Origin of the sequence: Stenotrophomonas sp. SAU14A_NAIMI4_5 (assembly GCF_003086795.1) — a bacterium.
Classification (GTDB): domain Bacteria; phylum Pseudomonadota; class Gammaproteobacteria; order Xanthomonadales; family Xanthomonadaceae; genus Stenotrophomonas.
The window spans coordinates 1,873,811-1,889,568 of sequence record NZ_CP026003.1 but is presented as its reverse complement, the minus strand read 5'-3'; the positions used below and the strand labels follow the sequence as shown (position 1 = coordinate 1,889,568).

Sequence of the window (15,758 nt, the reverse complement as noted above, 5' to 3'; positions counted from 1 at the left end):
GGTGGCTCAGGCCACCGCGCGCGTCCACGGTGCCGGCCGCCCCAGCAGGTAGCCCTGGCCGTAGTCGCAGCCCAGCTCGAACAGGCTCTGCTGCTGGGCTTCGGTCTCGATGCCCTCGCCGATGGTTTCGATGCCCAGCGTGCGCGCCAGCGACAACACGCCTTCCACCAGCGCGCGCGTGCTCTGCGCCTCCGGGCCATGCAGGCCGGCGATGAAGCTCTGGTCGATTTTCAGCGTGCTGATCGGGAACCGGTGCAGGTAGGACAGCGCCGAGAAGCCGGTGCCGAAATCATCCAACTGCACCTGGATGCCCCGCTCACGCAGCCCCTTGAGGATGCGCAGCGTGTGCGGGCCATCATCCAGCAGCGCCACTTCGGTGATTTCCAGGCGCAACCGCTGCGGGTCGGCATCGTTGGCTTCCAGCAGGCCGAACAGGCGCTTGCTGAAATCGGCCGAGCGGAAGTGCCGCGGTGACACGTTCACCGACACATAGCCACGCCCACCGTCGGCCAGGCCGGCGATGACCTGCTCGTAGATCAGCCAGTCGACCTGCTCGATCAGGCCGCTTTCCTCGCCCAGTTCCAGGAAGGCGCCGGGCAGCAGCAGGCCGCGGCGCTCGTGCTGCCAGCGCAGCAGCGCCTCGTGGCCGACCACCTCGCCATCGGACAGGCGCACGATCGGCTGGTAGAACGGCACGAAATCGCGGTTGTTGATCGCCCGCCGCAGGTCCGCTTCCAGGTCCAGGCTGCGCATCGCCTGCTCGCGCATGTCCTCGTCGAAGATCGCGCAGCGGTCATGGCCCTGGGCCTTGGCCCGGTACATCGCCGCGTCGGCGTCACGCAGCAGTTCTTCGCCGGTGCGGTAGTGCGGGTTCCACAGGGCGATGCCGAGGCTGCCCGAGGGGAACAGCTCGCGCCCGGCGATCCACATCGATTCCTGCAGAGCCAGCAGCAGGCGCTGGCCGAAGTCCAGGGCCTGGCCGAGGCCCTGCGGGCACTGCAGCAGCACCGCGAATTCATCACCGCCCAGGCGCGCGACCACGTCGCCGTCGCCGGCCATGGACACAATGCGCTTGGCCACTTCCACCAGCATGCGGTCGCCGGCGGCGTGGCCGATGCTGTCGTTGACCAGCTTGAAGCGGTCCAGGTCCAGGAACAGCATCGCGAACACCGGGCCACCTTCGCGGCGGGCCAGGGCCAGCGCGTCCTGCAGGCGGTCCAGCAGGTGCAGGCGGTTGGGCAGGCCGGTCAGCGCATCGTGCATGGCCTGGTGGGTCAGGCGCTGCTCGGCACGCAGGCGCTCGGCAATCTGCCCCAGCAGCTTGTCGTTCACTTCGCCCAGCTCGCGGGTGCGCTCTTCCACGCGCTTTTCCAGCTCGGCATGCGCCGAACGCAGCTGCTGCTGGTCGCGCTGGCGGGCCAGGCCGGTGCCGATGTTCTGCGCCACGAAGGTCAGCAGGCGCTGGTCGTGCACGCTGAAGGCGATCTGATCGGTGTAGCTCTGCACCACGATCGCGCCGACCACCTCGTCGTCGCGCAGCAGCGGCACGCCCAGCCAGCAGTGCGAGCGCGCACCGGATTCACGCACTTCACCGGTGGCCAGCAGCGCGTCGATCTGCGCCCGCGAGGCCAGCAGCGGGCGCCGGTGGCGCACCACGTATTCGGTCAGGCCGCGGCTGAACGCACGCGGCGCGCGCGAGCTGTTGTGCTCGTCCACCGAATAGACGAAATCCAGGCCGTCGCCGCGTGCGTTGACCAGGGCGATGTAGAAATTGCGCGCATCCAGCAACCGGCCCACCACCCCGTGCACCTGGCCGTAGAACTGGGCCAGGCTGTCGGCCGACATCGCCATTTCGGCGATGTTGTAGAGGGCGGTCTGCAGCTGTTCGCCACGGCGGCGCTCGGCCACTTCGTCCTGCAGGCTGCGGTTGGCGCGCTGCAGTTCCAGCGTGCGCCGTTCCACCTGCTGTTCCAGCCGCACCTGCGCCTGGCGCCGGTCCATCGCGGTCTGCACGTGCTGGGCGACGAAGCCCAGCAGCGCGCGCTCGGCCTCGCCATACAGCGCGGCCTGTTCATAGCTCTGCACCACGATGGCGCCACAGACGCGGCCATCGCGCAGCATCGGCACGCCCAGCCAGTCCAGGCTTTCCGGGCCGCGCTCGGGATCGTGCTCTTCCTCGGCATCGGCCAGCAGTTCACGCGACGGGCCACTGAGCGGCTTGCCATGGCGCAGCAGCGCCACGGTCAGGCTGCGCGGCATCTGCCCGGCGTCGTAGCTGATCGTGGGATCGGCCACGAACTCATCCACCTGGTCGGCGAAATACAGGAAGCGCATCTGGTCGCGCACATCGTCGTACTCGACGATGTAGCAGTTCTCCGCGTACATCAGCGAACCGAGCACGCCGTGCACGTGGCGCAGCATCTCGCCCATCTCCAGGTCGGCACCGGCCAGATCGGCGATCTGGAACAGTGCCTGCTGAAGGCGTTCAGCCTGTTCGAGTGCACGGATCTGCCCCGCCTGGCGGCCGCGCTGCAGGGCCAGCTCCATCGCCTGCCGCGATATCCCCCACCAGGCCTCCGACGGCGACCCGCCGCGCACCCGAAGCGACAGCTGTGCGCCGTCGTGCTCCCAGACAGCCTGCTCCCAAACAGTGTGCTCCCAGATCGTCTGGTCCCAGTCGAGCTCGGCTTCGCTGGCGCCCTGCGGCCAGCTGTCCTGCCCACGGCCCAGCTGCGGGTCGTTCCAGCCCACCCGCACGATCGCGGTGTCCGGCAGCAGCGCATGCAGCGCGCGCACCAGCGCCGTGCTCAAGACGGCCTCGTGAGGTGACAGCGATGACACACGGTCGGCTTGCGTGGACAAAATGACGTTCTCTTGGCGCCGCTACTGCGTCGCCTCCCCTGAGTGCGCGAGCATAACGCGGCACAGGGGGGGAAATGGAAGCCCGCAAACCCCGTTTCGTGCCCCCGGACGTTGTTCATGTGGACCCCCACCCACGAATTGCCGTGAACTGCGCCCTGCCCGCCCCCGCCACCGGCTATGCGCCACCGCCTGCAGGCCTTACCCTGTCTGCCGTGGAAGCGACCGCCCTGCCAACCGATGAAGCGCTGATGCTGGCCTGGGCGGGCGGCGACCTGCAGGCGTTCGAAAGCCTGTACGCGCGCCATCGCAAGCGCCTGTTCGGCTTCCTGCTGCGGCAGCTGCGCGATACCGCGCTGGCCGAGGAGATCTTCCAGGACGTCTGGCAGCGGGTGATCAGCGCGCGCGCCGGTTGGCAGCCCGATGCCGCATTCAGCACGTGGCTGTTCCGCATCGCGCACAACCGCCTGAACGACCATTGGCGTGCTGCCCGCCACCGCCCTGCCGCGCCGGCCGATGCCGATCTTCGCCTGGCCGCGCTGGAAGACGGGCAGACCCCGGAAGCTGAACTGTCTGAATTCGAGCAGCGCCGGCGCATCCAGCTGGCGATGGACGACCTGCCGCCCGAGCAGCGCGAAGTGCTGCAGCTGCGGCTGGAACAGGAACTGAGCCTGGAGGAGATCGGCCAGATCACCGGCGTCGGCCGGGAAACGGTGAAATCGCGGCTGCGCTATGCGATGGACAAGCTGCGTGCGGGACTGAAGGCATGAACCGAGACGACCCCCTGTCGCCTGAAGAACGTGCGCTGGCCGCCCTGATCGGCCGCCGCCACGACCAGGCCCCGCCCGCTGCGCTGGACGCGGCGATCCTGGCGGCCGCGCGCGCGTCGGTGTCCACGCCTGCCGGAGACGCTGCTGCCGGGGACGCACCCGCGGCAGCCGACAGCGCCCCACCGTCGAGCGTGCGTGCGCGCCGGTCGCGGCCGCGCTGGCCGGCGGTGTTCGGCATCGCCGCCTCGATGGTGTTTGCGGTCGGCATCGCCTGGCAGATGCGGCCGGAGCCGCCGGTCGTGCCGGCACAGGAAGCCCAGATCGTCGCCGCGCCCGTGGCCGACGAACGTGCCGCAGCCGATGCCCAGGCGCCGCAGGCCATGTCCGCTGCAGCAGAGATCGCGCGCCCACCGCCGCCTTCGCCGCTGCCCGCACCACAGGTGGCGCCTGTGGCACCGGCACCGGCGCCGTCTGCCAAGGCTGTCATTGCACGTGCGCCCGAAGCGCAGGCAGCCCCGCAAGCGGCCGAACCCGCACCGCGCATGGCCGCACGCAGCCGGCCTGCGGAGCCCGCTGCCGAAGCCGTCTTCGCGCCGCCAGCGCCTCCTGCACCCGCTGCACCCGCCGCAGCGCCGCCAGCGCCGGTCGCGTACTCGGCTCCAGCCCCAGCTGCAATGGAAATGGACTCGGTCCAGGGCGCAGCTGCGGCCAGCGCCGACGCGGTGCGCAGCCAACGCCGTGCGGCACCGGCGGCATCTAAGGCCAACGCCGGCGCACCGTCCAGTGCACCCGGCGTGATGCTGCGCCGGTCCAGCGATGCCGCGCTCAGCGCCACGGCGGTGCACGCCGAAGTGGCCGCCGACGCCTCGCTGCCGCGGCGGCAGTGGCTGCAGAAAATCCGCGAGCGCCGCGACAACGGTCAGCGCGACCTGGCCCGTGCCAGCCTGGAGCGCTACCTGCAGCTGTATCCCGAAGCGCGCCTGCCCAAGGACCTGCGCCCGCTGCTGGACGACTGAGGCAGGCCCGCGCCGACCCCGTAGAATGGTGGGAATGCCCGATACCCTCGCCCAGCCCGTCAGCCATACGCTGGACATCAAGCACAGCCGCTTCACCGCCCACGCCGCACCCATCGACAGCGGCGCGGGTGCACTGGCGTTCCTGCAGCAGGTGGCCGTGGCCGATGCCACCCATAACTGCTGGGCCTACCGGCACGGCCAGGATTACCGTTCCAGCGATGATGGCGAGCCCGCAGGCACCGCCGGCCGGCCGATCCTGGCGGCCATCGATGGCCAGGGCTTCGACCGCGTCGTGGTGGTGGTGACCCGCTGGTATGGCGGCATCAAGCTGGGTGCCGGCGGCCTCGTGCGCGCCTACGGTGGCACTGCGGCCGAATGCCTGCGCACCGCCCCGCGGCTGCCGCTGGTGGCGATGGCGCGCCTGCAGCTGCTGGCCGGCTTCGAGGACCTGGGCACCCTGCACGCCGCCCTGCCCGCCTTCGCCGCCGAAAAGCGCGATGAACAGTTCGATGCCAACGGTGTGCGCCTGCGGGTGGCATTGCCTGCCGACCAGGTCGATGCATTGAAAACCCGCCTGCGCGACGCCACCCGTGACCGTATCCGCATAGAAGATGACGACCAGGATGACTGACAAGGACGAGACGTCCGCTTCAACCCCGCCGCTGCGTCGCCTGGGCAGCCTGCGTACGCTGTGGCCGTTCGTGCGCCGCCACAGCGGGTTGTTCACCGCCTGGCTGCTGGCCCTGGCGGTCTCCTCGGCGGCCACGCTGAGCCTGCCGCCGGCGGTCAAGCAGATGATCGACCACGGCTTCAGCAGCGGCGGCCAGATCAACCGTGCCTTCGCCCTGCTGATGCTGGTGGCAGTGGTGATGGCCTTGGGCACCGCCGCGCGCTTCTACTTCGTGTCACTGCTGGGCGAGAAAGTCGTCGCCGACCTGCGCAGCCAGCTGTACGCCCACCTGATCCAGCTCGGCGCCGGCTTCCATGACCGCAGCCGCAGCGGCGAACTGGTTTCGCGCCTGACCGCCGATACCGAACTGCTGCGCAGCGTGGTCGGCTCGACCATGTCGGTGGCCCTGCGCAGCAGCGTGACCGTGGTCGGCAGTCTGGCCATGCTGTTCGTCACCAGCCCGCGCCTGGCGGCATGGTCGCTGCTGGGCATCCCGCTGGCGGTGCTGCCGATCATCGTCGGCGCGCGCAAGCTGCGCGTGGTCGCCCGCAACAGCCAGGACCGCATCGCCGATGCCAACAGCCTGGCCAGCGAGACCCTGGGCGCGGTGCGCACCGTGCAGGCGCATGCCCGCGAGCCCTACGAGCGCGGTCGCTTCGACCATGCGCTCGGCGATGCCATCACCGCCGCGCGCCGTCGCATCGGCGCGCAGTCGCTGGTCACCGCCAGCGCCATCCTGCTGGTGTTCGGCGCCATCGTCGGCGTGCTCTGGCTGGGCGCGCACGATGTCATCGATGGCCGCCTGAGTGCCGGCACCCTCGGCCAGTTCGTGTTGTACGCACTGATCGGCGGCGGCTCGGTGGGCGCGCTGGCCGAAGTCTGGAACGAACTGCAGCGCGCCGCCGGCGGCATGGGTCGTATCGGCGAGCTGCTGCAGGAAGACATCGAGATCCGAGCGCCCGCGCAGCCGCATGCGCTGCCGCAGCCGCTGCAGGGGCAGATCCAGTTCGACGACGTGGTGTTCCACTACCCGCAGCGGCCGGACCAGCCGGCGCTGGACCACTTCAGCCTGAACGTGCGTCCCGGCGAGACCGTGGCCCTGGTCGGCCCGTCCGGCGCCGGCAAGAGCACGGTGCTGTCGCTGCTGCTGCGCTTCCATGATCCGGCCAGTGGCCGCATCTGCGTGGACGGCCACGACGTGCGCGAGGTGGATCCGGCCGACCTGCGTGCCCAGCTTGCGCTGGTGCCGCAGCAGCCGACCCTGTTCGCCACCAGTGCGCGCGACAACATCCGCTACGGCCGCCTGCAGGCCAGCGATGCCGAGGTCGAAGCCGCGGCGCGTGCGGCCGAAGCCGATGGCTTCCTGCGCGCCCTGCCGCAGGGCTACGACAGCGAGCTGGGCGAGCGCGGCGCGCGCCTGTCCGGCGGCCAGCAGCAGCGCGTGGCGATTGCCCGCGCCCTGCTGAAGGATTCGCCCATCCTGCTACTGGACGAAGCCACCAGCGCACTGGATGCGCAGAGTGAGCACAGCGTGCAGCAGGCCCTGGAACGGCTGATGGCCGGGCGCACCACCGTGGTGATCGCCCATCGCCTGGCGACCGTGCTCAAGGCCGACCGCATCGTGGTGATGGACCAAGGCCGCATCGTCGCCGAAGGCACGCATGCGCAGTTGTTGGCTGAAGGTGGACTGTATGCGGAGCTGGCGCGGTTGCAGTTCGTCGATTGATTGACGGCCGGCTAACACCGGCCGGCCCAAGCTGGCGGCGAAACCGAAGGATCCGCTGAAGGAGGTGCACGATGTCGTTCCGTCAGTTCCCTGCAGTCGACGCCAATGGCGAAAGCCACATCATCATCGAGTTCAAACCCGATGCCAGCGGTAGCGGCCAGAAGGTGGAGACCAGTCCGCGCTATGAACTGGATGACGGTCGTCATCTGGTGCGCAATGGCCGTGAGTTCACCACCAGTGGCGGCGAGCTGCGGTTGACGATCTGAGGTTCGCCGGGCATGGCCCGGCGCTACCGGATCTGGCACAACCCCGCTCTGGTAGGTGTCGACCTTGGTCGACACGCTGCGCCCGCCGGGTATGAAAAATTGCGTGGTCAATTTTTCACCAACCATCTTGACAGCCTTGCCTGCCAAGGGCTGCGCGCGGTTATCCACACGTTTGCTCAGAAATCATCCACACCGCCTGTGGATGACTAGGCCTGCCCCAGCACCCGGCCGATGCCGCTGGCATCGACGGCCACCGCCGCCCGCGCGATGGCCAGCGGATCGCTGCCCGCCACGAAACCGATACGGAAATGCACCTCGCCGCCCGGCGTACGCGACGAGTGGATCGAGGCCAGGCTGATGCTGTGCTGCTCGAACACGTGCAGCAGCTCACGCAGTGAACCCGGCCGATCCTCCGGCAGGTGCACCGACAAGGCGTTGCGCTCGGTCAGGTCGGCCAGCAGGTAGCCCACGCGCTCGAAGGTGTAGTTGCCCGCGGCCAGCGCGGGCTCACCAAAGGCGTCGTGGTTGGCGGCCAGCAGCTGCTCGCGGAACCAGCCACGCGCCGCGTCGTCGCCCTGCCCGACCTGCGCCTGCAGTGCCTGCAGCTGGCCGACCAGCCGATCCAGCATCGGCGCCACGTAGGGGTTGCCGAACTGGATGTCTTCGTAGATCGCCGGGTTCAACGACAGGATGCGCGAGATGATCGCCGTATCCAGTTCAAACGAGGCCGAGCGGTACGGCATCATCGCGGCCAGGTCGCCCAGCTGCGGCTGGTATTCGCGCAGCACACCGGCCTGCGCCAGGTGGGTGGCATGCACCATGGCCTGCACCAGCGCCATCATCTGGTCGTGGTGCTGCGGCGTGGCGCGCACGCACTCGGCCTGCAGGGCCGCGCAGAGGCTGTCGACCCACGGCTGCCAGTGCTGCAGCCGCGCCTCGCAGACCACCATCACCCGGCCCTTCAAGGTCGGTGCCTTCGGCGGCGCGGTCATCGGGTGCAGGCCGACCACTTCGGCCTGCGAGGCCAGCATCGCCTGCACCGGCGCATCCTTCACCGAGGTGACGTCCAGCCACAGGCGGCCGTGTTCGCGGCCGGCCGACTGCTGCACATAGTCGGCGATCAACGCCGGCGTGTGCCGGATCGGTGCCGAAAACACCAGCACATCGGCCTGTGCCAGCAGCTGCTCGGGCGCATGCGAGGCCGGATCGGCCGGATCATGGCCGATCACCTGCAGCTGCATGTGCTGCTGGAAGAAGCGGGCCAGCCAGCGCCCGTAGGCGCCGGCACTGCCAACGATGCCGACCGTGCGCGGCGTGCGCGTCTGCAGTCCGCTCATGCCACGCGTTCGGCGTGGAAGCGGGTGGCCTCCGCCAGCGCGGCAGGCGCGGCAGCGACCACGTCGAACTCCTCGAAGCCGTTGGCCAGGGTGGCTTCCAGCGCGGCATGGGTACCGGCGATGGCGCGCGAAATGGCCTGCTGCATCGTCTCGCCGCGCAGCAGGAAGGACACCACCAGCGACATCAGCACATCACCGGTGCCGGCCACATCCACCGGCAGCAGCGGCGAAGTCCAGCGCCAGGTTTCCTCGCGCCCAACGGCCAGGGTCACCAGTTCGCCGGGGTTGCCGCCCACACTGTGCGCGATCACCCACTGCGGGCCACGCGCCAACAGCGCGCGCGCGGCGGCGATGGCATCGGCCTCGGCCAACGCAGGCATGCCGGTCAGGCGATTGAGCTCGAAGGCATTGGGCGTGACCAGCCAGGCGTGCGGCAGCAGGCGCTCGGCGAAGATCGTCTCCAGACCGGGTTCCACATAGGGGCCGGTGTGGGTGTCACCGATCACCGGGTCCAGGCAGTAGCGCAGCTGCGGACAGGCCGGCAGGATCTCGTCCAGCCAGTCGGCGAAGGCGGCACCGTTGGCGGCGCTGCCGAAGTAGCCGGAGACCAGCATCTTCGCCCGCTGCGGCAAGCCGCGCTCGCGGGTGCCGAGCAGCAGGTCGGCGAACCAGTCGGCGGGCAGCACGCGGCCGCGGGTGGTGTCGTAGAACGGCGCATTGCTGAGCAGGACGGTCGGGATTTCCGCCACGCGCACGCCGAGGGCGCGCATCGGCGGGACGGCGGCGCTGTTGCCGGCGTGGCCGTAGACGAGCTGCGACTGGACGGAGATGACGTCGATCGGCGAGGGCCCGTCGGGGCGCTGGCGACGGCCGTGGAGCAGGTGGTTGTCGAGGGATTCGCTCATGCCCGCATTCTACGCCCAAGGGGGTTTTCGGCAGGGCTTGCAGCCCTGCACCTGCTCAATGCAACGGCAACTGCAAAAGCCGGAGCGGCATTCCGTGGGATGGCGGGGCGGTGTAGGTGGTCAGGACACGCCGTAAACCCATCCATGGGGGCTCGTAGGCGCCATCCATGGCGCCTGCGGTCCTGCCCACCCACACCGCCCCGCCTCTGACAGTTTCCCGCGGCTGTTGGCAAATGCAGCTGTTGGTGGGTGCCGACCGTTGGTCGGCACATCTGTCGGATATCGAATGAATTCATCCACGCATGGCGTGGATCTACTGGGACACGCGGCCGTTGGTAGGTGTCGACCGCTGGTCGACACGATTTTCCCGTCGGATATCGATATCCAACCCCGTGCCGACCAACGGTCGGCACCCACCAAAGCAGAACGCTGTTCCGACAGATCGCGGAAAACTGTCGAAGGCGGGGTGGGTCCGGTTGAGGGGGCGTGAGCCGCATGGATGCGGCGACCGAGCTTACATGGACGTACTTGCAGCGTCCCCCTCAACCGGACCCACCCCGCCAACCCACGGAAAGCCAGCTTTTGAAGTTGACGTTGCCGTGGTTTGCAGCAGGTGCAGGGCTGCAAGCCCTGCAAACCCCAACCCCTCAGTGAGCAGCAGGACGCGACGGCGGCAGCCAGGCCGCGATGATGCCCAGCAGCGGCAGGAACGCGGTCAGCTGGTACACGTACTCGATGCTGGTCTTGTCCGCCAGCAGACCCAGCACCGCCGCACCCAGCCCACCCATGCCGAACGCGAAGCCGAAGAACAGCCCCGACACCATGCCGATGCGGTGCGGCATCATCTCCTGCGCATACACCACGATGGCCGAGAACGCTGACGAGAGCACGAAGCCGATCAGCACCGCCAGCACCGTCGTCCAGAACAGATCCGCATGCGGCAGCGCCAGTGCAAACGGCGCCACGCCCAGGATCGAGGTCCAGATGATCGGCTTGCGGCCGATGCGGTCGCCCAGCGGGCCACCAAGGAAACCACCGGCCGCCGACGCCACCAGGAACGCGAACAGGTGCAGCTGCGCCTGCGCCACCGGAATACCGAAATGGTGGATCAGGTAGAAGGTGAAGTAGCTGCCGATGCTGGCCATGTAGAAGTACTTGCTGAAGATCAGCACCAGCAGGATCGCCATCACCCGGGCCACGGTGCGGGTCGGATGACGCGGGGCGACCGTGGCCTGCCCGACCGGGCGCGGGGCGCCCAGATGCAGCGCATACCAACGGCTGACATAGGTCAGCAGGGCAATGCCGATCAGCGCGGCGCCGGCAAACCACGAGGCGGCGTGCTGGCCATACGGCACGATCACCGCGGCGGCGATCGGCGGGCCCAGGGCAGTGCCGAAGTTGCCGCCGACCTGGAACACCGACTGGGCCAGACCGTGGCGGCCGCCGGACGCCAGCCGCGCGATGCGCGAGGCTTCCGGGTGGAAGATGGCCGAACCGATGCCGACCATCGCCGCGGCCAGCAGCACCATCGCGTAGTTCGGCGCGAAGCCGAGCAGCAACATGCCGCACAGGGTCGAGGCCATGCCGATCGGCAGCGAATACGGTGCCGGCTTGCGGTCAGTGACCAGGCCGACCAGCGGCTGGAAGATCGAGGCGGTCAGCTGGTAAGTCAGCGTGATCAGGCCGATCTGGGTGAAGCTGAGGTTGAAGCCTCCCTTGATCACCGGATAGATGGCCAGGATCAGCGACTGCATCATGTCGTTGACCATGTGGGAGGTGGAGATCGCCGCCAGCACGCCGCGGGTCGAGCTGCGGACGGTGGGGGCGGGTGTAGCCAGGCTGGACATGGTGCGCAGTCAGGTTGGGGGCGAGCCCTGCATGCTACGGTGCCCTCCCCCTCCCTTCCGCCGCGTTCTGGTCATGCCATATCGCAAAAAGGACACTCCCTGCTCGATCCGGGAATCCGCGCCCTGGAACGAGGTGCCCGGCCACCGGCCGGTGACCTGCCGGGTCAAGGATTACCCGGCAGGCACCCGGGTATCGCCGCACCGCCATCGCCGTCACCAGCTGGTCTATGCCATGTCCGGGCTGATGGTCGTGCGTTCGGAAGTCGGCCGCTGGGTGGTGCCTTCCACCCGCGCCATCTGGATGCCAGCCGGCATGGCCCACGCGGTGGACTGCATCGCCGATGTGCACATGCGCAGCCTGTACATCGACCCGGCGTTTGCCCCGCAGTTGGCCACCGAGGCCTTCGCGGTGCAGGTTGCGCCGCTGCTGCGCGAACTGCTGCATGCAGCGACCCTCATCGAGGGCGAGCACGAGGACGACAGCCGCGATGGCCGCGTGGTGCGCCTGCTGCTGGATGAACTGCACCGCATGGACGTGCTGCCCCTGCACCTGCCGACGCCGGTCGATCCACGCCTGCAGCGCATCTGCCAGCACATCCAGAAGCATCCCGGCGACGAGGCCACGCTGCAGGACTGGGCCGAAGCCCTGGCGGTGGATGTGAAAACCATCCAGCGCCACTTCGCCAGCGAACTCGGCATGACCTTCGGCCAGTGGCGGCAACAGGCCCGGCTGCTGGCGGCGATGGAACGCCTGGCCGTGGGCGAAAAGGTGATCGATGTGGCGCTGGCAATGGGCTATGACAGCCCCAGCGCGTTCACCAGCATGTTCAAGCGGCAGCTGGGGCAGACCCCGGCGGCGTTCTTCCGCTGATTCGGCAAGCCGCATCCACGCATGGCGTGGATCTACTTAGGTACGGCACGCCCGTCTGCACCGATCGCCCACAAACGAAAACGCCGGGCATGGCCCGGCGCTACCGTTCTACGTTTCCGTTCAAGAGCTCAGGACGTCATGCGGTCCCAGAAGCCCTTCACGCCATCCATGAAGGTGGCCGACTTCGGCGAATGCTTGCGCGCTTCCTCGCCGACGAAGGTGGCTTCGAACTGCTCGAGCAGCTTGCGCTGGTCGTTGGTCAGGTTCACCGGGGTTTCCACCACCACGCGGCAGTAGAGGTCGCCTTCGCTGCGGCTGCGCACCGAACGCACGCCCTTGCCGCGCAGGCGGAACAGCTTGCCGGTCTGGGTCTCGGCCGGGATGCGGATTTCCGCTTCGCCGCCGAGGGTGGCCACGCGCACGGTGTCGCCCAGCGCGGCCTGCGAGATGCGGATCGGCACTTCGCAGTGCAGGTCATCGCCATCGCGCTGGAAGATGTGGTGCTCGCGCACGCGCACTTCCACGTACAGGTCGCCCGGCGGCGTACCGGCGGGGCCGGCCTCGCCTTCGCCCTGCAGGCGGATGCGGTCGCCGGTATCGACGCCGGCCGGCACCTTCACCGACAGCACCTTGTCTTCCTCGATGCGGCCGTTGCCATGGCAGGTCTTGCACGGCTTGGCGATGATCTGGCCACGGCCGTTGCAGTTGTGGCAGGCCTGCTGCATCGCGAAGATGCCACGCTGGATGCGCACCTGGCCGCGGCCATGGCAGACGTTGCAGGTCTCGACCTTGCCGTCTTCGGAGCCACTGCCATCGCAGTCGCCGCACTCGGCCAGGGTCGGGATCTCGATCCGGCGCTCGACGCCGCGCACGGCCTCTTCCAGATCCAGTTCCATCACGTAGCCGATGTCGGCACCGCGACGGGCCTGGCGCTGACCGCCACCGCCGCCACCAAAGATGTTGCCGAAGATATCGCCGAAGATATCGTTCATGTCCGGGCCGCCCGGACCGCCACCGCCACCCATGCCGTGCTCGAACGCGGCGTGGCCGTGGGCATCGTACATGCGGCGCTTGTTGCCGTCGGACAGCGTTTCGTAGGCTTCCTTGCACTCCTTGAAGGAGGCTTCGGCCGCCGCATCACCCGGGTTGCGGTCCGGGTGGAACTTCATCGCGCAGCGACGGTAGGCCTTCTTCAGCTCTTCGTCGGTGGCGGTGCGGGCAACGCCCAGCACTTCGTAGTAATCGCGCTTGCTCATATCGTGGATCGCATTCCGGAAAGTCGGGATTCGTCAAAGCGGAAGAGCGGAACCAGGTCCGCTCTTGCGTCGGGCGCCCCGACACGCCGGTGGGCGGTCAGGACCCTGGTACGACAACGGGACGCTGGCGGCCAGCGTCCCGTGTCGGTCCGGATCAGGACTTCTTGTCGTCCTTGACTTCGGTGAACTCGGCGTCCACCACGTCATCCTGCGCCTTGCCTGCGTTGCCGGCGTCGGCACCCGGGGCACCGCCCTGGTCGGCCGAAGCGGCGGCGAACAGCGCCTGGCCGGCTTCTTCCAGCACCTTCGACTTGGCTTCGATCTGTGCCTTGTCGTCGCCCTTCATCGCGGTTTCCAGGTCGGCCAGAGCCGCCTCGACCTTGCCGATGACATCGCCGCCGACCTTGCTGCCGTGCTCGGTGATGGCGCTGCGGGTGCCGTGGATCAGGGCATCGGCCTGGTTACGGGCCTGCACCAGTTCCTGGAACTTCTTGTCTTCTTCGCGGTTGGCTTCCGCGTCGGCGACCATGCGTGCGATCTCTTCCTCGGACAGACCCGAACCGGCCTTGATCTCGACCTTCTGTTCCTTGTTGGTCTTCTTGTCCTTGGCCGACACGTGCAGGATGCCGTTGGCGTCGATGTCGAAGGACACCTCCACCTGCGGCAGGCCGCGCGGGGCCGGCTCGATGCCGGACAGGTCGAACTTGGCCAGCGACTTGTTGAAGCGGGCCTGTTCGCGCTCACCCTGCAGCACGTGCACGGTCACGGCCGACTGGTTGTCCTCGGCGGTGGAGAACACCTGCGAGGCCTTGGTCGGGATGGTGGTGTTCTTCTCGATGATCTTGGTGAACACGCCACCCATGGTCTCGATGCCCAGCGACAGCGGGGTCACGTCCAGCAGCAGCACGTCCTTGACGTCGCCGCCCAGCACGCCGCCCTGGATCGCCGCACCCAGTGCCACGGCTTCGTCCGGGTTGACGTCCTTGCGCGGTTCCTTGCCGAAGAACTCGGTCACCGCCTGCTGCACCTTCGGCATGCGGGTCTGGCCACCGACCAGGATCACTTCGCTGATGTCGCTCGAACGCAGGCCGGCATCGTTCAGGGCGACGCGGCACGGCTCGATCGACTTGCGGATCAGCTCGTCGACCAGCGATTCCAGCTTGGCGCGGGTCAGCTTGATGTTCAGGTGCTTCGGACCCGACGCGTCAGCGGTGACGTACGGCAGGTTCACTTCGGTCTGCTGGGCGCTGGACAGCTCGATCTTGGCGCGCTCGGCGGCGTCCTTCAGGCGCTGCAGGGCCAGCGGATCCTTGCGCAGGTCGATGCCCTGGTCCTTGTTGAACTCTTCGACCAGGTACTCGATGACGCGATTGTCGAAATCTTCGCCGCCCAGGAAGGTGTCGCCGTTGGTGGCCAGCACTTCGAACTGCTTCTCACCGTCGACGTTGGCGATCTCGATCACCGAGACGTCGAAGGTGCCGCCGCCCAGGTCGTACACCACGATCTTGCGATCCTTGTTGTCACCCTTGTCCAGGCCATAGGCCAGCGCGGCCGCGGTCGGCTCGTTGATGATGCGCTTGACGTCCAGGCCGGCGATGCGGCCGGCGTCCTTGGTCGCCTGGCGCTGGCTGTCGTTGAAGTAGGCCGGCACGGTGATGACCGCTTCGGTGACCTTCTCACCGAGGAAGTCCTCGGCGGTCTTCTTCATCTTTTCCAGCACCTTGGCCGAGATTTCCTGCGGCGCCATCTTCTTGGCATCGCTGGTCGACACCCAGGCGTCGCCATTGTCATGGGCCAGGATGCTGTACGGGACGTGGGCGATGTCCTTCTGCACTTCGGCGTCGGTGAACTTGCGGCCGATCAGGCGCTTCACCGCGTAGAAGGTGTTCTTGGGGTTGGTGACGGCCTGGCGCTTGGCCGAGGCGCCGACCAGGACTTCGCCGTCCTTGGTGTAGGCGACGATCGACGGGGTGGTGCGATCGCCTTCCGAATTCTCGATGACGCGGGCCTTGCCGCCGTCCATGATCGCCACGCACGAGTTGGTGGTGCCGAGGTCGATACCAATGATCTTGCCCATGGGGGAGACTCCTGAAGAATGCTTGTTGGTGTCAGTCCGGCCGGTCGGCCGGTGGATGAATGGGATGTGGGGGAGGCTCGTGGAACATTCAAGCCATCACCCGAACGCTGTGTTCAACCGTTCAAGGTACGCCGGGCCGGGCCCGGCGCTACCTGACG

12 protein-coding genes are annotated in these 15,758 nt (G+C 68.2%); 6 read left to right on the top strand and 6 right to left on the bottom strand.

From position 1 onward, the window contains the following. Window positions 1–6 precede the first annotated feature (6 nt). Window positions 7–2,811 carry an EAL domain-containing protein gene (locus tag C1925_RS09000; RefSeq protein ID WP_108768579.1) on the bottom strand — a complete coding sequence of 935 codons (2,805 nt, stop codon included), beginning with the start codon at window positions 2,809–2,811 and terminating at the stop codon, window positions 7–9. 263 nt (window positions 2,812–3,074) lie between these two features. Between C1925_RS09000 and C1925_RS08995 the strand changes: the two genes are divergently transcribed. The 5 genes from C1925_RS08995 to C1925_RS08975 all read left to right on the top strand — a co-directional run bounded on the left by C1925_RS08995 (window position 3,075) and on the right by C1925_RS08975 (window position 7,307). Beyond that, a complete protein-coding gene (locus C1925_RS08995; protein ID WP_275427005.1) occupies window positions 3,075–3,629 on the top strand; it encodes an RNA polymerase sigma factor in 555 nt (184 codons plus the stop codon). Continuing rightward, on the top strand, window positions 3,626–4,645 hold the full coding sequence (locus C1925_RS08990; protein ID WP_108768577.1) for a hypothetical protein: 1,020 nt from the start codon (window positions 3,626–3,628) through the stop codon (window positions 4,643–4,645). The genes C1925_RS08995 and C1925_RS08990 overlap by 4 nt, the downstream gene beginning before the upstream one ends. A gap of 34 nt (window positions 4,646–4,679) precedes the next feature. After that, entirely contained in the window at window positions 4,680–5,276 is a 597-nt protein-coding gene (locus C1925_RS08985; protein ID WP_108768576.1) for a YigZ family protein, read from the top strand. After that, window positions 5,269–7,041, top strand: a complete 1,773-nt coding sequence (locus tag C1925_RS08980) for an ABC transporter transmembrane domain-containing protein (RefSeq protein WP_108768575.1) — start codon at window positions 5,269–5,271, stop codon at window positions 7,039–7,041. Before C1925_RS08985 ends, C1925_RS08980 begins: the two co-directional genes overlap by 8 nt. A gap of 71 nt (window positions 7,042–7,112) precedes the next feature. Continuing rightward, complete coding sequence (locus C1925_RS08975; RefSeq protein WP_108768574.1) at window positions 7,113–7,307, top strand: hypothetical protein; 195 nt, start codon at window positions 7,113–7,115, stop codon at window positions 7,305–7,307. Between the two features lie 206 nt (window positions 7,308–7,513). Here the strand turns inward: C1925_RS08975 and C1925_RS08970 are convergent, their stop codons facing one another. The 3 genes from C1925_RS08970 to C1925_RS08960 all read right to left on the bottom strand — a co-directional run bounded on the left by C1925_RS08970 (window position 7,514) and on the right by C1925_RS08960 (window position 11,396). Next, a complete protein-coding gene (locus tag C1925_RS08970) occupies window positions 7,514–8,644 on the bottom strand; it encodes a prephenate dehydrogenase (protein WP_108768573.1) in 1,131 nt (376 codons plus the stop codon). Further along, entirely contained in the window at window positions 8,641–9,549 is a 909-nt protein-coding gene (gene pdxY / locus C1925_RS08965) for a pyridoxal kinase (protein WP_108768572.1), read from the bottom strand. Before pdxY ends, C1925_RS08970 begins: the two co-directional genes overlap by 4 nt. Before the next feature lie 647 nt (window positions 9,550–10,196). Then, window positions 10,197–11,396 (bottom strand): MFS transporter, encoded by a 1,200-nt coding sequence (locus C1925_RS08960; RefSeq protein WP_108768571.1) that lies wholly within the window; start codon window positions 11,394–11,396, stop codon window positions 10,197–10,199. 73 nt (window positions 11,397–11,469) lie between these two features. Between C1925_RS08960 and C1925_RS08955 the strand changes: the two genes are divergently transcribed. Beyond that, window positions 11,470–12,267 carry a helix-turn-helix transcriptional regulator gene (locus tag C1925_RS08955; RefSeq protein ID WP_108768570.1) on the top strand — a complete coding sequence of 266 codons (798 nt, stop codon included), beginning with the start codon at window positions 11,470–11,472 and terminating at the stop codon, window positions 12,265–12,267. 128 nt (window positions 12,268–12,395) lie between these two features. Here C1925_RS08955 and dnaJ read toward each other — a convergent pair whose 3' ends face one another. Together dnaJ and dnaK are read right to left on the bottom strand one after the other, a co-directional pair. Further along, window positions 12,396–13,523 carry a molecular chaperone DnaJ gene (dnaJ, locus tag C1925_RS08950; protein WP_108764837.1) on the bottom strand — a complete coding sequence of 376 codons (1,128 nt, stop codon included), beginning with the start codon at window positions 13,521–13,523 and terminating at the stop codon, window positions 12,396–12,398. A 154-nt stretch (window positions 13,524–13,677) separates the two neighbouring features. Next, a complete protein-coding gene (gene dnaK / locus C1925_RS08945; protein ID WP_108768569.1) occupies window positions 13,678–15,600 on the bottom strand; it encodes a molecular chaperone DnaK in 1,923 nt (640 codons plus the stop codon). Between the last annotated feature and the right edge of the window lie 158 nt (window positions 15,601–15,758).